Annotated in this window: 21 protein-coding genes and 1 pseudogene; 10 read left to right on the forward strand and 12 right to left on the reverse strand. The window is 67.5% G+C overall.

Annotation, left to right across the window (positions count from 1 at the left end; genetic code table 11):
* Positions 1-156: 156 nt before the first annotated feature.
* From ACIPC1_RS31725 to ACIPC1_RS31735, 3 genes are all read right to left on the reverse strand, one after another.
* Positions 157-915: a GntR family transcriptional regulator gene (locus tag ACIPC1_RS31725; protein ID WP_384375785.1), complete on the reverse strand. Its 759-nt coding sequence runs from the start codon at positions 913-915 to the stop codon at positions 157-159.
* Between the two features lie 92 nt (positions 916-1,007).
* A complete protein-coding gene (locus tag ACIPC1_RS31730; RefSeq protein ID WP_402523184.1) occupies positions 1,008-1,799 on the reverse strand; it encodes a hypothetical protein in 792 nt (263 codons plus the stop codon).
* A 252-nt stretch (positions 1,800-2,051) separates the two neighbouring features.
* Positions 2,052-3,221: a DUF6183 family protein gene (locus ACIPC1_RS31735; RefSeq protein ID WP_402523186.1), complete on the reverse strand. Its 1,170-nt coding sequence runs from the start codon at positions 3,219-3,221 to the stop codon at positions 2,052-2,054.
* Positions 3,222-3,627: 406 nt separating this feature from the next.
* On the opposite strand from ACIPC1_RS31735, the gene ACIPC1_RS31740 reads away from it, so the two are divergent.
* Positions 3,628-3,780 (forward strand): hypothetical protein, encoded by a 153-nt coding sequence (locus tag ACIPC1_RS31740; protein WP_402523189.1) that lies wholly within the window; start codon positions 3,628-3,630, stop codon positions 3,778-3,780.
* A 93-nt stretch (positions 3,781-3,873) separates the two neighbouring features.
* Here ACIPC1_RS31740 and ACIPC1_RS31745 read toward each other — a convergent pair whose 3' ends face one another.
* Positions 3,874-5,040 carry an ROK family protein gene (locus ACIPC1_RS31745; RefSeq protein WP_402523192.1) on the reverse strand — a complete coding sequence of 389 codons (1,167 nt, stop codon included), beginning with the start codon at positions 5,038-5,040 and terminating at the stop codon, positions 3,874-3,876.
* A 47-nt stretch (positions 5,041-5,087) separates the two neighbouring features.
* Here ACIPC1_RS31745 and ACIPC1_RS31750 point away from each other — a divergent pair, with 47 nt between their 5' ends.
* Positions 5,088-6,221 carry a Gfo/Idh/MocA family oxidoreductase gene (locus tag ACIPC1_RS31750; protein ID WP_402523194.1) on the forward strand — a complete coding sequence of 378 codons (1,134 nt, stop codon included), beginning with the start codon at positions 5,088-5,090 and terminating at the stop codon, positions 6,219-6,221.
* Positions 6,218-6,679 (forward strand): heme-degrading domain-containing protein, encoded by a 462-nt coding sequence (locus tag ACIPC1_RS31755; protein WP_402523196.1) that lies wholly within the window; start codon positions 6,218-6,220, stop codon positions 6,677-6,679. Before ACIPC1_RS31750 ends, ACIPC1_RS31755 begins: the two co-directional genes overlap by 4 nt.
* 162 nt (positions 6,680-6,841) lie before the next feature.
* Here the strand turns inward: ACIPC1_RS31755 and ACIPC1_RS31760 are convergent, their stop codons facing one another.
* The 4 genes from ACIPC1_RS31760 to ACIPC1_RS31775 all read right to left on the reverse strand — a co-directional run bounded on the left by ACIPC1_RS31760 (position 6,842) and on the right by ACIPC1_RS31775 (position 9,980).
* A complete protein-coding gene (locus ACIPC1_RS31760) occupies positions 6,842-7,699 on the reverse strand; it encodes a fumarylacetoacetate hydrolase family protein (RefSeq protein ID WP_384375770.1) in 858 nt (285 codons plus the stop codon).
* A gap of 126 nt (positions 7,700-7,825) precedes the next feature.
* Positions 7,826-8,575: a YidC/Oxa1 family membrane protein insertase gene (locus tag ACIPC1_RS31765; RefSeq protein WP_402523538.1), complete on the reverse strand. Its 750-nt coding sequence runs from the start codon at positions 8,573-8,575 to the stop codon at positions 7,826-7,828.
* Positions 8,576-8,736: 161 nt separating this feature from the next.
* Entirely contained in the window at positions 8,737-9,060 is a 324-nt protein-coding gene (locus tag ACIPC1_RS31770; RefSeq protein ID WP_402523198.1) for a DUF6412 domain-containing protein, read from the reverse strand.
* Between the two features lie 143 nt (positions 9,061-9,203).
* Entirely contained in the window at positions 9,204-9,980 is a 777-nt protein-coding gene (locus ACIPC1_RS31775) for a class E sortase (RefSeq protein WP_402523540.1), read from the reverse strand.
* A 424-nt stretch (positions 9,981-10,404) separates the two neighbouring features.
* Here ACIPC1_RS31775 and ACIPC1_RS31780 point away from each other — a divergent pair, with 424 nt between their 5' ends.
* The 5 genes from ACIPC1_RS31780 (at position 10,405) to ACIPC1_RS31800 (ending at position 16,974) form a co-directional block, all read left to right on the forward strand.
* A complete protein-coding gene (locus tag ACIPC1_RS31780; RefSeq protein ID WP_402523200.1) occupies positions 10,405-11,421 on the forward strand; it encodes an SEC-C domain-containing protein in 1,017 nt (338 codons plus the stop codon).
* Positions 11,422-11,692: 271 nt separating this feature from the next.
* Positions 11,693-12,112, forward strand: coding sequence for a very short patch repair endonuclease (locus tag ACIPC1_RS31785; RefSeq protein WP_402523542.1), 420 nt, complete (start codon positions 11,693-11,695; stop codon positions 12,110-12,112).
* A gap of 952 nt (positions 12,113-13,064) precedes the next feature.
* Positions 13,065-15,101, forward strand: coding sequence for a helix-turn-helix domain-containing protein (locus ACIPC1_RS31790; protein WP_402523544.1), 2,037 nt, complete (start codon positions 13,065-13,067; stop codon positions 15,099-15,101).
* A complete protein-coding gene (locus ACIPC1_RS31795) occupies positions 15,101-16,075 on the forward strand; it encodes a hypothetical protein (protein ID WP_402523203.1) in 975 nt (324 codons plus the stop codon). Before ACIPC1_RS31790 ends, ACIPC1_RS31795 begins: the two co-directional genes overlap by 1 nt.
* Complete coding sequence (locus ACIPC1_RS31800) at positions 16,072-16,974, forward strand: DUF6339 family protein (RefSeq protein WP_402523206.1); 903 nt, start codon at positions 16,072-16,074, stop codon at positions 16,972-16,974. Before ACIPC1_RS31795 ends, ACIPC1_RS31800 begins: the two co-directional genes overlap by 4 nt.
* Here the strand turns inward: ACIPC1_RS31800 and ACIPC1_RS31805 are convergent.
* The 3 genes from ACIPC1_RS31805 to ACIPC1_RS31815 all read right to left on the reverse strand — a co-directional run bounded on the left by ACIPC1_RS31805 (position 16,964) and on the right by ACIPC1_RS31815 (position 19,397).
* Positions 16,964-18,145: a DNA cytosine methyltransferase gene (locus ACIPC1_RS31805; protein ID WP_402523208.1), complete on the reverse strand. Its 1,182-nt coding sequence runs from the start codon at positions 18,143-18,145 to the stop codon at positions 16,964-16,966. The genes ACIPC1_RS31800 and ACIPC1_RS31805 overlap by 11 nt on opposite strands.
* 23 nt (positions 18,146-18,168) lie before the next feature.
* Positions 18,169-19,173: a DNA cytosine methyltransferase gene (locus ACIPC1_RS31810; RefSeq protein WP_402523210.1), complete on the reverse strand. Its 1,005-nt coding sequence runs from the start codon at positions 19,171-19,173 to the stop codon at positions 18,169-18,171.
* A 92-nt stretch (positions 19,174-19,265) separates the two neighbouring features.
* Positions 19,266-19,397 (reverse strand): hypothetical protein, encoded by a 132-nt coding sequence (locus ACIPC1_RS31815; RefSeq protein ID WP_402523213.1) that lies wholly within the window; start codon positions 19,395-19,397, stop codon positions 19,266-19,268.
* Positions 19,398-19,569: 172 nt separating this feature from the next.
* On the opposite strand from ACIPC1_RS31815, the pseudogene ACIPC1_RS31820 reads away from it, so the two are divergent.
* Positions 19,570-20,265 (forward strand): annotated as a pseudogene (locus ACIPC1_RS31820) (HAD family hydrolase).
* A 345-nt stretch (positions 20,266-20,610) separates the two neighbouring features.
* Here the strand turns inward: ACIPC1_RS31820 and ACIPC1_RS31825 are convergent.
* Positions 20,611-21,168, reverse strand: a complete 558-nt coding sequence (locus ACIPC1_RS31825; RefSeq protein WP_402523216.1) for a DUF1062 domain-containing protein — start codon at positions 21,166-21,168, stop codon at positions 20,611-20,613.
* A gap of 505 nt (positions 21,169-21,673) precedes the next feature.
* Between ACIPC1_RS31825 and ACIPC1_RS31830 the strand changes: the two genes are divergently transcribed.
* Positions 21,674-23,545 (forward strand): protein kinase, encoded by a 1,872-nt coding sequence (locus ACIPC1_RS31830; protein ID WP_402523218.1) that lies wholly within the window; start codon positions 21,674-21,676, stop codon positions 23,543-23,545.
* The last annotated feature ends 131 nt before the right edge of the window (positions 23,546-23,676 follow it).

Genomic DNA, 23,676 nt, shown 5'->3' on the forward strand with positions numbered 1-23,676 from the left:
GTTACGAAAGAGGGGGAGGGGCCGGGGGCCACAGCCGCGCCCAGGAAGGAGTGCGGAGGATCAGCCGCGCAGGTGGGCAGGGCGGTGGAGCGTCAGCCGCGCAGGTAAGCGGGGCGGTGGAGGGTCAGCCGCGCAAGTGGGCGGGGCGGTGGAGGGTCAGCCGCGCAAGTGGGCGGTGAACGAGAACCGATCCCCTCGGTACAGGGTCCGCACCCGTTCCAGCGGCTCCCCCGCCGTGTCCCGCGAGACCCGGTGGAGCAGCAGCATCGGCAACGCGGGCGGCGTACCGATGAGCAGCGCCTCGCGCGGAGTGGCCAGCACCGTCTCGATCCGCTCGTCGGCCTCGCCGAACGCGATGCCGAGCCGGTCGTGGAGGTAGGCGTAGAAGGAGGAGTCGGGAGTGAAGTCGCGGTCGAGGTGGGGTACGCGCGCCACGGCGACGTAGGTGCTCTCAAGACCCACCCGCTCGGCGTCGGCGAGCAGGACGCGCTCCATGTGCCAGACGGGTTCGCCGCGCGTCAGCCCGGCCTCGGCGGCGAGGGTTTCGGGGCAGGGGAAGCGGTCGAGGCTGATCAGCGTACGACCGGGGGTGCGTCCCTGCCGCCGTACGCCCTCGGTGTAGCTGGCGAGCGAGAGCGGCTGCTCCAGCTTCGGCCCCGCGACGACCGTGCCGCGCCCCTGCCGCCGCACCTTCCCCTCCAGCAGCAGCTCCCGCAGCGCCTGCCGTACGGTCTCCCGCGCGACCTCGTACTTCTCCGCGAGATCACGCTCGGGCGGCAGCGCCCCGCCCTCGCCCAACTCCTCGACAAGCAGGGCGATATGGGCCTTCACCGCGTAGTACTTCGGGATGCGGCCGTGCTCCGGGATGCCGGAGCGGACGGGGGCGCCGGGGGCCTGGTCGTTCGGGTAGTCCACGGGGAGGATCGTCGCAGACGGCGTCCTCGCGGCGGGCTCCAGGTGTCACCGGCTCGACCGGGCCTACCGGGGCACGCCGCGGACCCCCGCCATCACCGGCGCGACCGCGCCCGCCGGGACACGGCGAGGAGGACGGCCCCCGTGACGAACAACCCGAGGCCGGCGGCCGCACCGAACCAGTGCGAGGCACGCGGACCGGTACTGGCCAGCTCCTCCGCAGCCGATACACCTTCGTCCTGTACGACTCCGCCGTCGCCGTCGCCGGTTCCGGTCCCTGTGTCGGTGCCGCCGTCGCTGGTACCTCCCTCGTCGTCGATGCGGAAGCGGTAGTCGTTCGACTCCCCCACCCAGTCCCCGTCGTTGTCGTGCCGCTGTACGACGGCCGCGTTCGCGACGACATCGTTCGGGGCGGCCGCGTCGGAGGTGACGGAGAGGCGGACCTTCACGGTGAGCGTCCGGCCGGGGCCGACCGTGAATCCCGGGAACCCGTCATCGAAGGCCCCCACGTTCTCGTCCTCGTCACTCTTCTCGAACTCGACCGGATGCGGCTCCTCGCCCCTTCCCGGGCCCTCGTAGAACTCCAGCCGCGCCTGCTCGGGCCGCAACGCCCGCTTCTCGTCCACGAGGACGACGATCGGGTGGATGTTGCCGCAGGTGTGCGCGGTGGTGTTGGTGAGGTCGATGTACCAGATCCGGTAGTCGCCCCCGACGTCGTACGTCGACGGCCCACCGTGGATCTTGGTCTGCACCGGGAAGGCGCGGGACTCGGGGGCGGCGCAGGTGGGGCGAGGGTTCGCCAGGGCCGTGCCGGGGGTGGCGAGCGTGAGCGGGAGGGCGGCGGCCGCAGCAGTAACGGAGAGGGGCAGGGACGTGCGCAGTCTCAATCGCGCTGGCGTTCGCGTTCGCATTCGCATGAAGAGCCTTTGCCGATCGGGAGCGTAAGCGGTACCGGGCAGCGGCCCGTGACCCTGCCACGCGCGACAGGCCACACCGGGTCGCCACGCCCGCCGTGGGCCCGATCGGCCGCAGAGGTCCCCTCGATCAGCGGAAACGTTCCACCCCGTACTGTGTCTGAGCTCCTCCGGCCCGGCCGCAGCGCCTGCGATCTCTCGGAGGTCCGCAGCTGCATGCACTGATCAGTCCGCGTCGGTGTCGGTCGCCGCCAGCACCGCTACCCGGGTACGCGTGGGATCGAGGACGGCGAAAGCCGCGTCCGTCGTGTCGTGGTGGAACCAGTCCGTGAAGACCATGAATCGCAGCCACCGGTGGTCGGCGGCGAGTCGCACCGCGTCCAGGAACGGGATGTCGGCCGGCAGGCCCATCAACGCGTACAGACTGCCCCAGGCATACAGCCTGGCGTACGCGCCGCCCTGCTCCTGGCCGTTCACTCCACCGTTGTACGCCGCCGAGAACAGTTCGTTGAGCACGTCATCGGGCGTCGTCCGGCAAGTGACGCCGCCCCGGCGCGCACCTTCCCCCGCCAGGCAGTCCAGAGGCAGTTCGTTGATGAGTGAGACGGTGAAGTCGTCCGGGGCCAGCGGGCTCGGCAGCGTGAAGAACCGTGCCTCGGGTTCGCGCGCCCATCCGCTGACGGTGAAGGGTTCAGCGGCGGCCCGCGCGCGGCGGCCGTCGACGGTCTCACTGGCCGTACGTCCGGCTGCCGCACCGCTTTCGGTAGCGGGAATCTCCGGAAAACGCGACCGGAGCTGATCCGGGGTCTTGACGGACCCAAGACCCCGCACACGGACCCCGAAGCGGTGCTCGATGTCCAGCCGCGTCCTGGGCAGTCGAGCCAGCGGGTGTCCCAGCTCGCGCAGTCTCTCCGCGTATGCGTCCAGGAAGGGCCGGCCGCGCCCCGCGCCGATCAGGGCGAGCTCCCCGAGAACGCAGGCCCGCACCTCCACCGCCGGGTCCTGAACTCCATCGGGAAGCTCCTCGAACAGAGCCTCCAAGTCCCGCAGTTGCTGGACCTTGACCAGCTTGGCGGCCACCGAGCGCCGCAGCCGGTCGCCTTCCTCCCGGTACGCGGACCCGGGCGGCAGCAGTCGGCCCACGATGTCCACGGCGAACCTCGCGCAGTCCGGGGAGCGCGTGTCGGCAAGAGCCTCGGCAATCCGTCCGACAGTCCGCGCCGCAACGGATCCGCCGGGCCCTTCACCGGCCGCCGGGCGGCACAGCTGCTCCGCCGCTTCGTACAGTTCCTCCGGGCGGGACTCGGCAAGCTGCTTCAACTCCGCCGGGCCGAGCCGCTCCCAGAGACGCCGACGGGAAGCATCGTTGCCGGGCGTCACATGGTTGTCGTTCACGCCCGAAGTGTACGAGCGGAGGATCCAGTAACTTTGCTGCGGCATACGCGCATTGAGTGAAGCAGTGCTACGGGGGATGAACGTGGTGAATCGGCCGAGGGACTGGCATGTTCTGGATCTGGACAGGGACCCCACTCCCGGTGACCCGGACCGGGTGCGGTCCCTGTCCAACGTGCGGCGCAGACCGACCTGAACTCGGCCAATTCCCGTCTCTCGTCGGCCGATTCGTGGGTGACGAGGGCCGGCAAGGAAGCCGACAAATACAAGGACGACCCGACCGGCAGCAAGAGCACCGAGAAGCCCGATGAGGCCAAAGTCCGCGCCGCCACCCCCGACGCCCAGCACGCCAAGTCGGCCCATTGCGCTGGGCCAACGGCTCCGGGAAGGCATCGACGGAACGCCGGCCGTGCCCAACCCACGGGCGCGGGCCGGACAGGGCACCCACATTCACCGCTTCGACTACGGCAGCCCCGTCGGCGTGAACAGCAACGGGCAGTCGACCAATGTCGTCGAGGTAGTCATCCGCGACGGCAACATTCACACGGCGTATCCGATCTGAACCGTCCCGGGGAAGCTGTGCCCTCACCACCCCGTTGGGGCACAGCCCCGAGGTACGTGAATGGCTGGGGCTGGGAGCGAAAACCCACCCCCGTCACCCCACCCCCCGCCCGAACAACGGCGCCAACAACAACTGCGCAGCCCCCTCGGCAACCCCCCGCGCCCCGCCGGGGGCAAGCCGTACGGGAACCCCCGCCTCCACGCCCTCCCGCCGAGCCCGCTCGTCCAGCACCGCCCCGACACCTCGTACGAACTCCCCCTGATGCGCCGCCACCGTACGGCCGCCCAGCAACACCACATCGATGTCCAACAGCCCCACCAGATTCGCCGCCCCCACCCCCAGCACCCGCGCCGCCTCCCCCACCGCCCCCCGACGCACGGCCCCCAGACACAGCACCTCCACGCACCCCCGGTCACCGCAGCTGCACAGGGGCCCGTCCAGCTGGATGACCTGGTGCCCGAACTCCCCGGCGCCCGTACGAGCCCCCCGATGCACGGCGCCACCGATCACGAGCCCGGCCCCCAGCCCCGTACCGAGATGCAGATAGGCGAAGGACCCGGAGCCGCTGCCACCTCCCACCGCCAGACCCAACGCCGCAGCGTTCGTGTCCTTGTCCACCACCACCGGCACCCCGAGCCGCCCCGCCAACACGTCCCGCAGCGGAAACCCGTCCCACTCCGGAAACCCGGTGACCCGGTGCAGCACGCCCCGCGCGTGATCGAGAGGACCGGGCAGCGCGACCCCCACTCCCAGCACAGCCCCCACCCCCGCGAGCAACGCCTCCACCTCCGCGGCCGCCGCCTCGACCACCGCGTCCGCCCCGCCCCCCAGATCCAGCGGAGCCCGCCGCTCGCCCACCACCGCTCCGGTGAGATCACAGAGCACCGCCCTCAGCTCGTCCCGGTCGAGGTGCAGCCCGGCGGCGTGGCCGGCCTCCGGGACGAGCCGGAGCACCGTACGCGGCTTGCCGCCCGTGGAGGCGCGGCGGCCCGCCTCCGCCACGAACCCGTCCGTCCGCAGCCGGGCCGTGATCTTGCTGACGGCCTGCGGGGTCAGCCCGGTCCGCTCGGCGAGTTCGAGGCGGCTGATGCCGGCGGGCCCGGCCGTGCGCAGCAGATCGAGCACGAGCGCGGCGTTGTGGCTGCGCAGGGCGAGCAGATTCACGCCCGTCACCGCATCCGTACCCCGGCCACCCCGGCCACCCCGTACGTCAGGCAACCCCGCCCCCGGTCCCGCATCGTTCCTGTTCACGTACGCCATTGTCCCCCGCGCTTGCACTTTGGCAACAGCGTTGCGAAAGTGGACGTATGACTGGCACAGGTTCTGATCCCGGCACGCCCGCCGCCTCGGCCGCCCCCGGCACCCCGGACGGCCCCCTCCGCGTCGCCCTCGTCGGCTACGGTCTGGCGGGCTCCGTCTTCCACGCCCCCCTGATCGCGGCGACCGAGGGCCTGGTCCTCGACACGGTCGTCACCTCGAACCCGGAGCGGCAGAAGCAGGCCCGCGCCGAGTTCGGTGACGGGCTCCGTTTCGCCGCGACCCCCGACGAGCTGTGGGCCCGCGCCGACGAGCTGGACCTGGTCGTCATCGCGTCCCCGAACAAGACCCACGTCCCGATCGCGACCGCCGCCCTCAAGGCGGGCCTCCCGGTCGTCGTCGACAAGCCCCTCGCCGGTACGGCGGCGGAGGCCCGCGAGCTGGCCGCCCTGGCCGACGAACGCGGCCTGCTCCTCTCCGTGTTCCAGAACCGCCGCTGGGACAACGACTTCCTGACGCTCCAGAAGCTCATCGCCGAGGGCGAGTTGGGCGACGTATGGCGCTTCGAGTCCCGTTTCGAGCGCTGGCGCCCGCAGCCCAAGGGCGGCTGGCGCGAGTCCGGCGACCCGGCAGAGATCGGAGGTCTCCTCTACGACCTCGGCAGCCATGTCGTCGACCAGGCGCTGGTCCTCTTCGGCCCCGCGACCTCGGTGTACGCGGAGTCGGACATCCGCCGCGCGGGCGCCGAGACGGACGACGACACGTTCATCGCGATCACCCACGAGAGCGGCGTCCGCTCCCACCTCTACGTCACCGCGACCACCGCCCAACTCGGCCCGCGCTTGCGGGTGCTGGGCTCGCAGGCCGGTTATGTGAAGTACGGCCTCGACCCGCAGGAGGCGGCCCTGCGCGACGGCAGGCGCCCCACGGACACCGACGAGGAGTGGGGCATCGAGCCCGAGTCCCTGTGGGGTCGGGTCGGCGCCGGCGAGTCCCCGCTCACGGGCGGCGGCCGACCCGAGCCGACGCTGCCGGGCGCGTACCCCGCGTACTACGCGGCGGTCGCCGCCGCCCTGCGCGACGGCGGCCCGAACCCGGTCACCGCGCACGAGGCCGCGGCCACCCTCGACGTCCTGGAGGCGGCCCGCCGCTCGGCTCACGACGCGGTGGTGGTGTCCCTGTGAGCGCCCCCGGCATTCCTGAACTGGAGGAGCAGGAGCGCCGGTTGACGCTCCCGCACTTCACGTACGACGACGCCTGGGCACTGGGCACGCTGCTTGTGGAGCTGGCTCGCGAGCAGGCCGCCCCCGTCGCCATCGACATCCGCCGCGGCGGCCAGCAGCTCTTCCACGCGGCGCTACCCGGTTCGACCCCGGACAACGACGCCTGGATCGACCGCAAGCGCCGCGTCGTCGAGCGCTACGGCTGCTCCTCCTACCTCGTCGGCTCCCGCTTCCGCGCGAAGGGCACGACCTTCGAGGAGTCCTCGCGCCTCGATCCCGACACCTACGCGGCCCACGGCGGCGCGTTCCCGATCGCCGTCGAGGGCGCGGGAGTTGTCGGCACGGTGGTGGTGTCGGGGCTGCCGCAGGTGGAGGACCACGCGATGGTGGTGGCGGCGCTGGAGCGCTTCAAGGGCTGAGGTCCGTGCGGGGACTGAGGGTCCGTGCGGGGACTAAGGGTCCATGCGGGGACTAAGGGTCCGTACAGGGGTTGGGCGCCGTACGGGAGTTGGGCCCGTACGGGAGTTGGGGTCACCCCAATCCCGTACGGGCCCAACCTCGTACCTCGTACCTCGTACAGCTCAGGCGTCCTTCAGTTCCTGCCGCTGCCGGCCGAGCCCCTCGATCTCCAGCTCCACCACATCCCCGGCCCGCAGGTAGGGCTTGGGCTCGGGCGCGCCGAGGGCAACGCCCGCCGGCGTGCCGGTGTTGATGACATCACCCGGGTACAGCGTCATGAACTGGCTTACGTACCGCACCACTTCCGCGACCGAGAAGATCTGCTCGGCCGTCGTCCCGTTCTGCTTGAGCTCGCCGTTGACCCAGAGCTTCAGCGCCAGGTTCTGCGGGTCGGGCACCTCGTCGGCGGTCACCAGCCACGGTCCCAGCGGGTTGAACGTCTCGCAGTTCTTGCCCTTGTCCCAGGTCCCGCTGCGCTCAAGCTGGAACTCGCGCTCGGAGACGTCGTGCGCCACCGCATACCCGGCGACGTGCGCGAGCGCCTCCTCGTGGGACTCGAGATAGCGGGCGGTACGGCCGATGACGACCGCGAGCTCGACCTCCCAGTCGGTCTTCACGGACTTGCGCGGCACGAGCACGGTGTCGTTCGGGCCGATCACCGTGTCCCCCGCCTTGAAGAAGACGATCGGCTCGACAGGCAGCTCGGCGCCGGTCTCGCGGGCGTGGTCGTGGTAGTTCAGCCCGATGCACACGACCTTGCCGATACCGGCGAGCGGCGGGCCGACACGGAGGCCGTCCTCGTCCAGCGCGGGCAGCTCTCCGGCCTCGGCGGCGGACCGGATCCGGCCGAGCGCGGCGGCGTCGGCGAGCAGCGCCCCGTCGATGTCCGGGACGACACCGGACAGGTCACGCAGGGTTCCCTCGGCGTCCAGCAGCGCGGGCCGCTCCGACCCCGCCGTACCCACTCGCAGCAGCTTCATGATCCCTATCTCCCTAGCTCTCGGGCAGTCGTCCGACAGGTGCAGCCATCGGATGACTGGTCGATCGTCCAAGCTCGGCGTCCAGTCCGCAAGTCCCTGATCACGGACTGGACCGCCCTCATGTGTTCAGCGGGTGGTCAGGGGGGTGTTCACGGGGTAGAGCAGCGCCCGCTCCACCGCGCTCCACGTCGTACTGGTCACCAAGTACAGCGCGGCCGCCAACGGCATCACCGCCACGGAGACGAGCGTGACGAAGGACATGAACGGCATGACCTTGGTGATCGTCGCGAGCCCCGGCACCGGCTGGGTACCGTCGCCCACCGAGGTGACGACCATCGAGGCGTTGGCCGCCGCCATCCGCTTCGTACGCCGGTAGTTGAAGGTCGCGACGGCCGCGACGAGCGCGAACATGGCGACGTAGACGAGCCCCGGCGCCCCGAGGACCCCGCCGTCGCCCAGCGCGTCCGCCCAGCGGTCGCCGAGGGGCGCGGCGAAGAGCTTGTGCGCCAGCAGGCTGTTGGCCTCGCCGCCGATCGTCGAGCTGGAGAACAGGTGGTAGAGCAGGAAGAAGGCCGGCAGCTGGCACAGGCTGGGCAGCAGCCCGGACATCGGCGACACCTTCTCCGCCGCGTGCAGCTCCAGCACCGCCTGCTGCAGCTTCTGGGGATCCTTCGCGTGCTTCTTGCGCAGCTCCGCGACCCGCGGCTGAAGCCTGGTCCGCGCCCGCTGCCCGCGGGCCGCCGCCCGGGACAGGGGATGCACGAGAAGTCGTACGAGCGCGGTGATCAGGACGATCGCGGCGGCCGCCGCAGAGGCGTGGAACAGCGGCTGGAGCAGCTCGGCGAGCTGCTCGACCAGCCCGCCGAAAGCGGACAGGAACGTGGACATGGGTGAGCCCTCCGGGGGTCTCGTCGTGCCGGGAGTACGGGGGTACGTACGGGATGGCGGCATGACGACCACGCGTGGGGTGCACGGATGTGGCGGTGCGGGGGCGGTGCACGGATGTACCGGTGCACGGATGTGGCTTGGGAGATCCCCTACGCGGCGGCCGTCAGGAGGGCACGCCCCGGCGCCCGGGGGCGCGAACGCCCCGCCGCGTCGGGATCACGTTGGGGCAGGAACGCCGTACGGTGCTCGCGGTCACGGATGGCCGTCCGTACGTTCGTACGCGGTACGACGGGCGCGCAGCGCGAGCCGATGAGCGCGCAGACGGCGAGCGCGGAGCCGGCCGCGGCGGTCGCGGTGAACGCGACGGCGATCGCGGCGGCGAGGCTGCCGGTGTCGAGCAGGGCGACCTCGACGAGCAGCAGGAGCAGCAGGGCGGCGGGACGCATGGCGCCTTTGCCCCAGGCCCGGATCATGGGCTGCTCCTCCTTTCGTGGTCGTTCCCAGTCGTTGATGGTCATCCCCGCTGTACGGGTCATATGAGTTATACGGGATTCGCCTGCACCGGCTCAAGCAGGTGCTTGGGCCGACGCAGGGGGATTCCTTTCATCGCGGCGGCTCATCTCGGCCGCATGGCGGTGAGCTTTCCCCAGACCACCAACCGGTACGTGGAGGTGTACTCGGGGGTGCAGGTGGTGAGCGTGATGTAGTACCCGGGCTCGCTGTACCCGTACGCGGGGCGGACGCCGCTGCGCGGCACGGCGCCGATGACCCCGCCGTCCCCCGCCGAGGTCTGCGGAAGGGTCTTGTCGACGACGTACGTGTAGAGGGCGGCCCTCGTCTCGACGCTGATCTCGTCCCCGGGCTTGAGTCGGTTGATGTACCGGAACGGTTCGCCGTGGGTGTTGCGATGCCCGGCGAGCGCGAAGTTCCCTGCCTGGCCGGGCTGTTGGGTGTCCTCGTAGTGGCCGACGTACCCCTTGTTGAGCACGTCCGGCTTGCTGACTCCCTCGGCGACGGGGACGCGGAGGCCCAGGCGGGGGATGACGAGGACGGCGTAGGCCTGGGACCAACTGAGTGCGGTGCGCTGGCTGTTGACGGCGGCCGACGATTCCGGAGCGTCGGCGCCCTGCGGGGGTGTGGCGGCCACGCGCGGCACGTTCTCTCCCGTCTCCGATGGCGCCGCGGTCCCCCACTCCCTTTCCAGGGCCTGCACCTCGCGCTCGGCATTGTGCTGGGCCTCCCGGTTGGTCCACCACAGCTGATGGACGACGAGGAGCAGCAGCACGACCCCGACGGTGACGAGGAGTTCGCCGCAGCTCCACAGGACGCGCCGACCGATGGCGCGACGTCGCCGGTTACTGCGCCGCACGACCGGAACCCGCATGACCCGCATGACCCGCATGCGTACGCCTCCTTCGCCGGGGTGGTCGCCGGGGCGGCACGCACGATAAAGGGTGCGGCTTCAAGTCACCAGCCCCGTAAGCGTTCGCAGCCCTGCATAGCTGTACGTGCATATCTGCTGTCCCTGCGTAGCCGTTGTTCCCTGCGTCCGGCGCGGCAACGCCGTCACGTCGGGCGGCGGTGACCCGTACACGGCACGCTCGGACACGTAGCTGAGCGGAGCCGGTGAGCGTGCCATTCGCGCGGCGGGGGCTGTGCGACCGCGGCAGATCGACGGGGTGGTGGCGTGAGTGTGCGATGTGAGCCCGAGCGCAACCCATGAGGGCAATGTGCGGGTGTGTGATCCCCTGCCCCTCTGTTGCCTCTGGCCTGCGGATCCCTCTCGTTCGCGGGCGGACGGCAGTACGGTGTCCACCATGCGCCCCGACACGCCTGCCGAGAACGCCGACCACACCGGCGAAGCAGCCCGCCTGGAACGTACCGCCGGCCTCTACCCCGAGAACGCCGAACACCTGCTCGTGCAGGCCGCGGCCCACCTCGAACTGGCCGGCGACCGCCCCGCCGCCACCGCGCTCTACGACCGCCTGCTGGTATCCGCGGCCTCCCTTGACAACCCCCACCTGGTACGCGCCCTGAAGGCCTCCAACCTCTGGGAGTACGGCCACGAGGCGGAGGCCCGCGCGATCATCGACGGAGTCCGCGCCGCGTCTCCCCGCGACCCGGCCCCCTGGGTGATCGTCGCGGAGTCCCTCGAATCCCACGACGAGCTGGAATCGGCCCAGGAAACGTTCACGCAGGCAGCCGCCCTCCTGCTGACCGACGTGGCCGAACCCCCGTACGCCACCCACCCCGTCCTCTTCGGCCGCCACCGCGTCCGCCGCATGCTGGGCGCCCCCCACGACGACTGGGACCTGCTGGCCGACACCCTGCACTCGTCCCCCGTATCCCTGGACGAACTCCACGACCCCAAGCGCGTGTGGTCCCTGGGCTCGGACAACCCGGAAGAACTCCAGGCAGAAATCTCCCGCCTCCGCGCCGAACTGGGCACGTACCGGGCAGCCCTCTCCCGCCCGTTCCCGGTAGCGGTCCTCCACTGGCCGGCAGAGGAACTCACCGAACTTCTGGCCGCGTACTCGTCCCTCGAGTCGGAGTACCCCTCCCACGAGGAACACCTCGCGACGATAGAGGCGTCGTTGCGGGAGCTGGCGGCCTCCGGCACCCCGAACCTCGGGATCGTGACGGGGACCGTGCCGTCGTACGAGGCCTTCGCGGCGTCGGAGGCGTCGTCCCCGGCGGACGCGACGCTGCTGCCGCAGTATGCGACGACGCTGGCGGCGCGGGGGCTGGCTGTGGCTTGGCCGCCGCAGCGGGGGGATGGGTGTTGGTGCGGGTCGGGGGACGCTTACGGCGAGTGTCATGGGGCCGGTCAATAATCCGGTAGGCCTGCGCAAGGATGAGAACCGACGACCGATGCCGATCGCCCGGGGGTGTGCCCTCGGGCGCCGGTCCGAAAGTCCGCAGGGTCGTCGCCTCGAACCGACGGCTTTCGGTGTCAGGAATGACCTGAAACTGTGTCGAGCCCAAGAACCCATCGGCGACGGCCCGTTGATCTCAGACGGCACCACGGGCGTGAGCACATCGGGGCGCCGGCACAATACTCGGGTGTCCGATGCCATCCCATCCTCCCCCGCTGTCTCGGCCCGCATGAGCCGACAGCCCTCTCGCGACACAGCTCCCGAGGTGGCGGTCCGACGCCTCCTTCACGCCTCCGGTCTCCGTTATCGCGTGAATGTCCCTGTTCCTGGGATGCCTCGACGCACGATCGACATCGTCTTCAGTAAGGCCAAGATCGCGATCTTCATGGACGGCTGCTTCTGGCACGGTTGCCCGCAGCACGCGACACAACCGAAAGCGAACGCCACATGGTGGCGCGACAAGCTGGACAAGAACATGGCACGAGACCGCCAGACCACTGAGCATCTGGCGGCCGAGGGATGGACCGTTTTACGCTTCTGGGAACACGAGCTACCAGAAGAAGTCGTCCGGTCCATCGCCGATGCCAAGACTTCGGCTAGCGAAGCCAGCCTTTCTTCACACTTGCACAGCCCGGGCATAAACTCCTGAATAGTTTGACACACCACGGCCAAACGCAATGCCGGAGCTGACGCCCACTCAACTGTCCGCACCTGGCGCCGAGTTGCCGCACTGAACGCCCCCTCATCCAGGGCGGTAAAACGCGGTCAACGCCGCCGGAAGCCCAAGTAACCACCTCAGCAATATCAATGTTTGCATATGCAATGCAATCCACTGATAAGGCTGGGATTCCGTTTACGAAACACCGCAGGCCACCCCTGCCGCCCAGCCGCCCGCCGGGAGGGTAGGACTCTCACGCAAATAGCTGGAGTGACGAACTACCGCAGATCGGGCATACCGGCACTCTCGTCGGACCCCTCGCCGCCCTCCTCGATGTCCCTGAAGCCGACATTGATCTCATCCGTCCCAGATGTGACCGTGGCCACGGTGGCCGACCCATTGACGACGAGCTGTACCGAGTAGGGCCTGTCCGCCGAAAACTCCACAAACACTTCGCGCCGATTCGGGTACATGGAACCTCCAAGGTTCACGGATTGTTCGGGCAATTACGAACAGAGGGTTCCATCGCAGCAGGCAAGCGTCACGCGCAGGAACTTTGGGGACGGTTCGACTGTAGTGATGGCTGGAAGCGGGTTGCCATGAACGGCGGCCACGCGACTCCGCCCATGTCGCACGGATGAGGAAGATGGGACCGTGACCGAACGAGCCACCGGACTACTGAAGGGGTAACCGAGCCCTAGAGGAGCACAGTTGGGAACGGTACCACGCCCCGAACGCGCGCACGTCGCATATTTGATCGATGCGGCAACCCTTCGCGGTGCTAGCATCACGGCCACAGCGACTGAAACCGCCACACCAGGCACCGCTTATGCACCTTATGCCCGTATCCACTTAAGGAAAGTTAACTTCCTCAAGATCACTTAACTTCGACCTTGGGGGAGCAAGGAGGACGATGAAAGACTTCAGTGTCTGGCTCGCCGAGATGCTGGTTCAACGCGGGATGAGCCAAAAGAAGCTTGCGGAGTTGACCGGCGTCACCGGCGCGGCAGTGAACGGGTGGGTCAACGGCCGTTCCGAGCCCCGGTACGAGAAGATCGCCGCCGTGGCTGCGGCCCTGGGCGTCGAGATCGAGGACGCCGTCAACCGCCGGACCCCGATGGTCTCGCCCGACGACGTGAAGTGGGTCTTCCGGGCAGCCCCGGCAGACGGCGGACGTGAGGGCGGCAACACGGCCACCTTCGCCTTCTCCGCGAGCTTGGACGTACTGGCGCGAGAGGCGACACAGAACAGTCTGGACGAGCAACTGCCCGGTCTAGAACCGGTAGTCGCCAAATACGTACTGCACGAGTTGACCGGACGGCATCTCAAGGACTTTCTAGCCGCCCTCGGCTGGGAGGCCATCGAAAGACATATCGCCGCTGCGGCAGACATGCGGCAGAAGGTCGGTCGTGTGCTCAGGGACGGACTGAGTGAACTGGCGGACACCCAGCGGCTCATTCTGCTGCGGGTGGACGACTACAACGCGACCGGTCTCACGGGCCCGGAGTTCGACGACGGACGATTCGCGCGCGTTGTCCGGCGAACCCTGGACAGCGGAAAGGCCGGTGCGCAGGGCGGTTCGTACGGCCTGGGGAAAGCCGCGTTGTGGGCATCCAGTCGATTCGGCCTGGTGCTCGTGAACAGCACGCTCTCCACACCCGAGCAAGGCCGTACGGAGCGCCGCATGGCAGGTCGGTTGGAACTGCCGTGGCACAGCCTCGACGGCGTCGAGTACGCCGGTCCCGGATGGTTCGGCAGAGTCGACCCCGAGCGTCAGAACACCGCACAGTCCTGGTGGGGCGACAAACCGGCGGCGGAGTCCCTCTACTTGGAGCGCAGCGAGGGCGCCCCCGGTACGACCTTCCTCGTCGTCGGCGCCTACGACGGCTCCGGAGAGACCGAGGACCTGGAGGACATGCACGGCCGACTGGTGAAGAGTCTTGCACACAACTTCTGGGCCTCCATGGTCGGAGGAACCCTGGAGGGGGCGAAACTGCGTGCCTCGGTGACGGCTTTCCGCAACGGCGTACCGGTGAGGCCCGAAGAATTCATCGACCCGCATACGCACGAGCCTGCACGCTCCCGGGCTGTGCAAGCGTTCCTCGACGGGGAGACGGTCCAAGAGCTCACAGAGCGCGATCAAGTCTTGCAAACCACGGTTCCTTTGGAGTTGCGTCGCCGCAAGGACGACTTGCGTTCCGACAATCCTGGAGTTCATCAAGCAGTACTCCTCCTGACCGCTGCCGGTGAGGAGGACGAACAACCCGACTGCCTTGCCTACATGCGTGCCACCAGAATGGTCGTGAAGTACAAACGGGTTGGAGATCTTCCGCTGGGACATCGAACGTTCCAAGCGGTTCTTCTAGCCGGATCCTCAACCCGCAGTGGGACACCCGAGGCCGAGGCTGCCGAGCAACTTCTACGTACGGCGGAGCCTCCCGACCACAATGACTGGATCGGTACCGAGGATCTCACCGCAACGTACGAACGCGGTGCACGCCAGAAGATCATCGACTTCAAGAAATCGGCGGATCAGAAAGTCCGCGAAGTTCTGCGGGGGCAGGCGGACGAAGCCGCTGGAGACGAAGGTCCCCAGGTGCTGAGGGAGTTGCTCAGGCTCGATCCCCCAAAGGTGGCACAGAGCCAGGGCTTCCCCACAGTGCGGGCAATCGAGGGGGCGATCGACAACACCGGAGCCTGGGATGTGACCGTCACTGTGAAGTTGCCCAAACGTGAGGAGCCGTGGGTCATCACGGCTGTGCCCAGGTTCGTCGTCCGCTCCGCAGGTTCCGTCAGCGTCGAGTGGAGCAAGATCGTGCCGCTCGCCGGCTGTGAGCTGACCCCGCACGGCGACCTGGTCTTTGCCGACGGAGCGACACAGGGGCAGTTCCGCGGTGTCACCGATGCGTCCAGTCACCCGGTGTCTGCGGCCATGTCTCAGGTGATGGTTGATGTTCGCCGGGCCAAGGAGGAGTTCTAGTGAAGACCGTCTTCCCCTACCAGGTACTCAGCAGCGACGTCAGGCTTCGAGTCGAGAAACTCTCCGTCGACAACAGACCCGTCACACTCGGGCGAATCAACGACCGGGCTCAAGTCGTGGCTCTTCAGGATCTCGAAGAGACCAACCGACGTTGGTCCGAGGTACGCCTCAAGGTGTCCGTGCATACGGACGGCACGGAACTTGAGTCGGGACCGTGGGCCAACACTCAATGCGTCGCCGTGTTGACCAACCGTCGGACGAACGTCTATCACGCCTTCCCACTGCGTCACGAAGGCGCGGGAACCTGGGTCGGCGACGTTGGGCTGCGACGCGAAGAACATGTCGGTCGCAGTCAGCTGTCCGCGAGCGTCGTGGCCACTGTCGATGACGTAGAAGGCCGACTCATCGGCGTCTCCGAGGTCCCGTGGGACGTGGACTTTGAAGCGAAGGTGCCCACCCCCGAGCGCTCGATGAAGATGCGTTGGGTCGACTTCACCGAACGCGACTACCTGAAGGAGTACCGCGACGACCCCTGGCTGGTCGACACCGAAGCCGGTGAACCGGTCCTTCTCCTCAACTCCTCAATCGATGGGCTCCGTGGCGTGATGGAGGGTGCCTCAACCGTCGAGCAGAAACTGGTTCGAGAGATCATGGCGTCCCAGATTGCCTCCGAGGCGTGGAGCGCGATGTTCAATGCCGCCGTCTATGCATGCGACGTGATCGAGGGCGAGGCACAATGGCCCGGTGGCTGGCACGAGGACGTCCTGCGGAGGATGATCCCTGATCTGTACCCCGACCTCTCACCCGAGGAAGCTCTGATCGGATTGGTCGAGGCTCGTACTGAGGGAGAGAACGGGAGTGACCTGCAGCGCCGTTTGATGCACGGCTCCGGAGTACAGGCCCGCAAGCCCAGAAAGGTATCGACTGCCTTGCGTGATCTACGGCGCATGGCGAACAAGAAGGAGACCGCGTGACGGCGGAAATCAAGCTCACCATACCGGAGAGGCTGGGAAGGCTGTCCGACGCTGTGGCCAACAAAGTGCTGACCCCCAACGTGGTGAATGGTGCTCCGTTGCCGCAAGCAACGCTGGTCAGTAATTCGACTGCCCCCGCCGACGATTCGCCCCGATGGAACACAGAGGAAGTACGCACTCTCGTCGAAGAGGCCATGGAACGCTTCGCGAGTGAACGTCCGACAGCTTCCGATGCTTGGCTCGCACCAAGATTGCACTACACGTTGCGCTTGACTCGTTCCGAGGCGACTGATTCAGGGCTGTGGAATTTTATTGCACTCCGAGTCGCGCCGGATTTCGTCCGATGGCGTTGGGGTCAAGAGAAAAATGGCCGCATGGTTGTGCGCCAGGCAGCCCGTTTCAGTGGGCGCTGGGATATTCAGTGCTTCTCACGCCTTTGGTGGGCTGCGGAACTCTTCCGTGATGGTGAGGACTATCGCCCTGTGAGCGCCGCATGCGGTAACCAGGACGTACTGAACACGGCACTGCGTCTGGACATGAACCACCACCGTCCTTCCGCCCAGGCGTTGGTGGAGCTTCTCGACAAAGGCATCGTGCGGACCGGACGAGACGTGAACGGTCTCGTCAAGGCTGCCGGAGCTGCCGGCAGCACACTGGTCTACGAAGCGATCGCCCCCGACGAGCCCAGGGACTACGAAGCACTTCAACAGTGGATCGAATCCGTCGAATCCGACCCCGTATGGAATCCGAATACCCTGCCGCAGGGCCCTGTGGATGGAAGCGTGCCCTTCCGGTCGGTGCAACAGCTCACCAACTGGTTTGAGAAACTGTTCGAGACGGCACCCATCCGCGGCAACGAAACGGAAGATACTACCGAACCGGAGAGTGTCAGCCCCTGAGCGCCGTATGCACCATTCCGGCCAGTGCCCTGGAGAGGCCTACAGGCACGGCGTTGCCGATCTGCCGGCCAATCTGAATCTTACTTCCGCTCCACTTGAAGCCGGGCGGGAACCCCTGAATGAGGGCAGCCTCGTAATGGGTAATGGGGCGGTGCTCCCGGGGGTGGAGGTATCGCCCCTTCTCCGGCTTGTAGAACTCTGTTCTGATAGTGACGGACGGGCGCTCCCAGTACATGCGACCCATCACGTCATGCGAACCAGTCTTGTGGGCCAGCCATTTTTCGGTGGAGAGCTCCGGCGGCAGGTTGTGACGATTTCCACCTTCGGGAATCGCCCTGTAGCGCCTCTGGGACATATCTGTTGGGTTACGCCCAAAATGTAGATCCGTAGTCAAGAAGACACCGGGGAGAGTGACACCGAGTGGGGCGCATGTCCGCTCCGGTAGTTCTGTCGTATAAGTCTCCGCAGGCGTGTGCTCGAAAACAGCGGGCCCGACAGCTACCCAAGGATCGGGGCCAGCACCCGGGATGAACTCACCGGCGTTCTTGGCATGCTTGGCATGGCTTGGATCCGGGTAGTTCAACCCTGCCAGGCTTGCAATGTCTCGGCGCACCGCAACCACAATTGCGCGACGCCTCGCCTGAGGAACTCCATAGTCCGCAGAGTTGAGCACTGAATGCCTGACTACCACATAGTCGCGAAGCATTCCGTCAGGCTTTTCAGTTGCCGCGTGAAGCAGGGCAAACTCCGGAGACCTCAGGAACCGGTCGACATTCTCGACGATGAACATCTTGGGTTTGATGGCATTGACGACTCGCGCATATTCCTGCCAAAGCTTATTGCGTGGATCGCTTTTATCTTCTTTCCCAAGGCCCGAGAAGCCCTGACACGGCGGCCCACCGAGGATCACCTCGGCCTGGGCCTCCTTCGAGTCAGGCTCCCAGTCCTCGATGTCCCCTGCGTGAACGTGGTCGACACCACCGGCTTCATCGGCGAAGTTCAAGGCATAGGTGGAGGCGGCAGCCACATCGTGCTCCACTGCCGCCACCGTGCGAAAAACTGGGGAATCGGCACCAACCGACCGAAAATCGTGGAAACCCTGAGTGAAGCCACCACAACCTGCGAAGAGATCAACGACGTTGATGGGATCGGTGCGTCGGGTGGCGTTCATGTTCCCAGATCTTAGCCAGCAGGCTACGGTCGCGGCGAACCGGACGCAGCGACGTTGAGTGCGGCAGAGATCTGCCGACCGACCGCGGTGGCCAGCGGCGGTGGAACCGCCTGCCCAACCTGGCGATACCCCCGAGTCTTCCTGCCCGCAATCTGCCAAGTGGAAGGGAATCCTTGAAGCAAGGCAGTCTGCGCGAGTGTCAGCGCGGGCAGTTCCTTCCTCTCGCCGCCCCGCACCCATCCGTCTTCGGGCCCCGGCGGTTGGTCTGCGAGAGTGCCGCCATTGATCCCGACCCTCTCCCAGATCGCTTTGGCTCGTTCCGGCCCAAGGTCCGGACCACCACGCTTGTCGGAGCCTCCGACCAATGTCGGTGCCACGATCCCTGCCTGACGAGCCCAGTCGCGAGCGTGCGGCCATCCTCGGCTGGCCATGGACTCATACAGCACGTCGCCGACATGAGGTGGTGGTTCAGGTAACGAAGCCGGCCAGGTGAAGGCCTCCGCGTACGGTTCCCGCAAAGCGACTATGAACCCGTGCTCTCGACTCTGAGGAACACCGAAGTCCCTTGCATTCAGGACATTCTTGAAAAGTCGAAAGCCGAGGTGTTGCAGCTCTTCCTCGATTTCCTTGCGCACTTCGGAGAAGTCGTCCTTGCTGATCAGCCCAGGCACATTCTCCAGGAGAACGGCACGCGGCCTGACGACTCCCACTAGATAGAGGGCCGCCTTGACCAGCTTCCTCGCCGACTGGTCGTCCTTGCGATTGATCGTTGCCATCGACTTCACACGCGGCGTGCCTGCGGACAACAGGTCGACGTCGTACACCTCCGGGTAGCCCTCGGGATCGAAGACATTGAGGTCTTCCTCCACAAGCTTCCACTCGGGGCGGTTGGCGAACAGCGTCGCAAGTGCCTTGTCATCGGTATCCAATAGCGCCACGGGTGAGAACCCTGCCGACTCCAAGCCAAGGGCGAGACCGCCCGCGCCAGCACAGATCTCAAGGAAGCTCAAGGCACTTGAGGAGGTCATTCGGCTCCTTCATCGACGATCCGCCGTCCAACGTACGCCAAGAGGCGCCATCACGGCAGGAATTACGACTGTTGAACCGGCTCCGATCGAGCTCAGACGATCTCCGTGAACTCCGCCTCGAAGTGCATTTGGGCTCGGTCGAGCGCCTCATCGGCGTCGCGGCCGTGCGCCCGGAGCCAGTGGAGGAGGTCGGCAATGACGCCGATCGCCGTCTCTTCGGCCAAAGTCACACTCGAGGGGGCGGACGTGCGAAGCGGGTTCACCGAGCCGTAGAGACTCAGGATCGCATCGGCCCGCGTCACACCCGGTCCGCCGGCATGGCCGTCCGCCGAGGTCCAGGTCGAACTTGCAGTCTCGGCTCGCCGACGTCGGCAGGCCGCGTACTTTACCCCGCCGATGCCCACCTGGGTGCCCCGATACCTTGCTCCCACGATTCGCGCAGTCGTGTTCGACGTCGGTGAGTGTCTGGTGGACGAGACCCGTGAGTACGGGGCCTGGGCTGACTGGCTGGGCGTGCCCCGGCATACGTTTCACGCGATGTTCGGGGTCGTGATCGCCCAAGGCCGCGACTACCGCGAGACGTTCCAGGAGTCCCGGCCAGGCTTCGACCTCTATGAGGAGCGGGAGAAGCGGGCCGCTGCGGAGCAGCCCGAGACGTTCGGGGAGGGCGACCTGTACGAGGACGTCCGGCCTGCTCTCACTCAACTCCGCGCCGATGGACTGTGGCTCGGCATCGCGGGCAACCAGACCGTACGGGCTGGTCGCACTCTCCGCTCGCTGTTCTCCGATGACGTCGATCTGATCGGGACGTCGGGCGACTGGGGTGCCAGCAAGCCCGACCCGGAGTTCTATCAAGCGCGTGGCTGCTGTGGTGCCCTTCGACAGCGACGAGATCCTCTACGTCGGGGACCGGTGCGACAACGACATCCGCCCCGCTGTTGGGGCCGGGATGCACACCGCGCTCATCCGCCGTGGTCCCTGGCCAGAATCCAGTGGAACAATTCCGAGGCTCGGGAGCTGCCGACGTTTCGGGTCGGCAGTCTCCTCGAACTGTGCGGTCTCGTCCTCAACTTCAACGGCTCAGCGCGCTGACTGTCGTCGACCATCCGTAGAGCCGGTCGTCGAGGTCTCGTGAAGGAGCTCCCAAGGCCGGCGGCGGGGGAAGCGAGGACGTAGCTTCTCTGGGCTGCCGGGTGCTGGGGTTTTGTGGTTTCGGGACACTTTCGGCCAGCTGTGCAGGCCGGGTTGGCTGGCAGTTTGCGGCTGGTGCGTGGGGCGCGGGTGCGGCCGTCAGCTGTCCTGCGGGCGGCGGGAGTGCCGTACTCGACTTCTGTCCGAAGGAGAGGCAAGTCAGCGGACGGCCGTACGGGGCAACTTCCGGTCCCCTGGGCCTGGCCGGCGGGTCTTGCCGGACAGGCCCAAAGGCCCAAGGAGAACTCAGCGCTTGAGCGTGAAGGTGAAGTCGCCGGTGAACTTGCCGTTCAGCCGGGCTGCCGAGACGAGTTTGCCTTCCGTGATCAGTCTCTCGGTCTCGGCCCGCGAGAGGCCGCAGCCTTCAGCGATCAGCCGCACCGGCCGGACAGGGATCCGCGCCGCGAAGCGGACCGATACGTCGATCACCTCGCGGTCCAGGTAGTCCAGGTGATCCGATCCGCCGGTGTCGAGGCGCCAGGCGTTGTCCCAGTCGAGGGCGATGCGATTGCGGCGCTGCACGACCGGATCCTGGAGCAACTCGGCTGTCAGGACAGGGTCGTTGTCATGTAGCCGGTCCAGCAGGTCGAGTCGTGCGGAGCGCACGTTCACCCGCTCCAGGACCGTGAGCTTTGTCGTTTCCCCGCACGCGGTGCAGAGCGTGAGGAGCCAGGCGTCGATGAGCTTGTGGTGCGCGTTGACGCGGAATTTGCCGCTTGCCCGGAAGCGCTCGGACGCGCACGCGTGGCAGCGGCGGATAACGAGCGGTAGGCAGGTAGGCGCGACCACCCAGTTTTCGAGCACAGAAGTACACCGGTTTCAGTGAGAAGTCCGCAGCAAAAAGGAGCGCGGCGCGGATGCGCGACGCGCGACAGATCAGCTCTCGGGAGGTCTCACAGGGTGTACAACGGCGCGTCCTTGATTGGGCGACTTGGTTCGGCAGCACGGTAATGGCGTACGGCGGCGCTGCTCCACCGGTTTTCGAGCGCCTCACCGGCAGGCTCTGTCCGGCGGGACGGGGGCGGGGGGAGCGCCGTGGCGTGGGGTGCCGTGACGTGGCGTGGAAGACGTAGGCCCGTTTCGATGGGTGACATCGATGAGCGGCATCCATGAATGACATCCGTCAGCGACATGCGAGACATCGACGCGGGGGCGTCACCTGGCCAAAGTATGATCGCTCCCTTCGGCTGATGACAGGGCGCTCCTCAACACCCCGTACCCGAGGAGCCGTTGGGCGTTGGGCCGGCCAGAGGGGCCCCGTGGCGCCGCGGGCCCGAACGGTCCTGAAGCAGTGGAAAGGAACCCCACGGTGTCCGACGAAGGACGGCTGATCGCCGACCGCTATCGCATCCTCGACCGGATCGGCCGAGGCGGTATGGCCACCGTGTGGCGCGCGCACGACGATCTCCTCGGCCGCGAGGTCGCCGTCAAGAAGCTCCACCCCCAGCCGCATCTGGACGCCGACGAACTCGCCACCCTCTTCGAGCGCACCCGCCGCGAGGCCCGCAGCACCGCCAGGATCAGCCACCCCAATGTCGTTGTCGTCCACGATGTCGTGGAGGACGAGGGCCTGCCCATCATCGTCATGGAGTACGTGCCCTCGACCACGCTCGCCGACCTGATCAAGGCACACGGCCCGGTCCCGCCCGAAGAGGCCGCCCGGATCGGCCGCGGTGTACTCGCCGCGTTACGGGCGGCGCACCGGGCCGGGGTCCTGCACCGGGACGTGAAACCGGCCAACGTACTGCTCGCCAACGACGGCCGGGTGGTCCTCACCGACTTCGGCATCGCCCAGGCCGCCGAGACCTCGACTCTCACCCGCACCGGCCAGTTGGTCGGGTCGATCGACTTCATGGCCCCCGAGCGCCTTGTCGGCGGGCCGCCGGGCCCGGAAGCCGACCTGTGGGCGCTGGGCGCCACGCTCTTCCAGGCGGTCGAAGGGCGCTCGCCATTCCTCCGGGACACGGCGGGGCAGACGATGTACGCCATCGCCATGGAACCGGCTCCCGCGGTCCTCGGTGCCGGGCCGCTCACCCCGCTGATCGAAGCTCTGCTCGTCGGCAACCCGGCCGACCGTATGTCGGCCGAGGACGCCGAGCGCCTCCTGCGGACAGTGGGTGCCGACCCGGAACGAATACGGCGAGTGGGCTCCTCCACCACTCCGCCCGCCGCCCGCGCGACGGCCGCCACCGACGCTCCGGCTCCGGTTCCGATTTCGGCTCCGGCTCCGGCGGCTGCAACTCCGGCCGCGAAGCCGGACCCGAAATCGGAACCGTCACCGAACTCGGAACCGTCACCGGCCTCGTCGCCGTCACCGAACTCAGCGCGCAGATCACGCAAGGCATCCGCCGCCGACATGGGGGCCCCGGCAGCGGAACGCCCCCCGCCCGCCACGACAGACCCGCAGGCGCCGCGGCCCTCCGACGGCCGAAATAGCCGTACGAGCCGAACGGGCCGTACGGGCCGTTCGAAGAAGCTGGTCGCGCTTGCCGTAACGGTCGCCACAGCGACACTGATCACGATCTCGTTGCTGATCAACACTGCGCCGGAGAAGAACACCAGCGACGCCACAGCGTCATCCGGCCCACTCCCGGTCGGCGGTACCACGCCGTCGCAGTCCGCGAACACGCCGACAGCCTCTTCCGTCTCCTCCTCACCGTCGAGCTCTACGAGTTCCGGCGGCACGTCGTCGACGGCGCACCCCCCGTCGCAGCAGTCGACGCCCAAGGCCGGACAAGAGGATCCCGCCCCTGAACCCGGAGACGAGAACCCGACCACCGACAGCGGATCCGAATCATCGGACGCCCCCGCCACCGGCCATACCTTCGTGGTCGCCGCCTCCGGGAAGTGCCTGAGCAGCGGCGCCGGGACCGAGGGGATACAACTCATCCAGGCCACGTGCAACGGCTCCGCGGCGCAGCAATGGCAGGTCGGATCGGACGGGAGCCTCCGGTCATCGGGGAAATGCATGACCGTGGCCGGAGGGGCGACCGATGACCGGACCGAGATCCAACTGAGCGGCTGCAGCGGCGACGCCAGCCAGCAATTCCACCTTTCCGGTACGGAACTCCTGGCTGATCAGTCACAGAAATGCGTCGACATTTTCGGGGGCGAGAGCGGAACAGGCGCGGTCCTCTGGGAATGCAACGGCAGGGACAACCAGACCTGGACGATTGGATGACCCGACGGGCTGCTGGGCCGGGCCTGCGGCAGCGCGCGGCGATCAAGTTCCCTTGAGGTACGGCTTCTTACTGATCGTTTCACTATGAACTGGTGAGAGGCGTGGTGCCGGGATCTGCCGTAGGTGAGCTT

The sequence above is a fragment of the Streptomyces sp. NPDC087263 genome, from assembly GCF_044744645.1.
Taxonomy (GTDB): Bacteria; Actinomycetota; Actinomycetes; order Streptomycetales; family Streptomycetaceae; genus Streptomyces.

Coding starts and splice junctions, on each gene's coding strand:
- ACIPC1_RS31775 (WP_402523540.1), bottom strand. CDS start 9,980: ATGCGGGTCATGCGGGTTCCGGTCGTGCGGCGCAGTAACCGGCGACGT.
- ACIPC1_RS31805 (WP_402523208.1), bottom strand. CDS start 18,145: ATGAACGCCACCCGACGCACCGATCCCATCAACGTCGTTGATCTCTTC.
- ACIPC1_RS31750 (WP_402523194.1), top strand. CDS start 5,088: ATGACTGGCACAGGTTCTGATCCCGGCACGCCCGCCGCCTCGGCCGCC.
- ACIPC1_RS31760 (WP_384375770.1), bottom strand. CDS start 7,699: ATGAAGCTGCTGCGAGTGGGTACGGCGGGGTCGGAGCGGCCCGCGCTG.
- ACIPC1_RS31810 (WP_402523210.1), bottom strand. CDS start 19,173: ATGACCTCCTCAAGTGCCTTGAGCTTCCTTGAGATCTGTGCTGGCGCG.
- ACIPC1_RS31780 (WP_402523200.1), top strand. CDS start 10,405: ATGCGCCCCGACACGCCTGCCGAGAACGCCGACCACACCGGCGAAGCA.
- ACIPC1_RS31785 (WP_402523542.1), top strand. CDS start 11,693: ATGAGCCGACAGCCCTCTCGCGACACAGCTCCCGAGGTGGCGGTCCGA.
- ACIPC1_RS31790 (WP_402523544.1), top strand. CDS start 13,065: ATGCTGGTTCAACGCGGGATGAGCCAAAAGAAGCTTGCGGAGTTGACC.
- ACIPC1_RS31745 (WP_402523192.1), bottom strand. CDS start 5,040: ATGGCGTACGTGAACAGGAACGATGCGGGACCGGGGGCGGGGTTGCCT.
- ACIPC1_RS31770 (WP_402523198.1), bottom strand. CDS start 9,060: ATGATCCGGGCCTGGGGCAAAGGCGCCATGCGTCCCGCCGCCCTGCTG.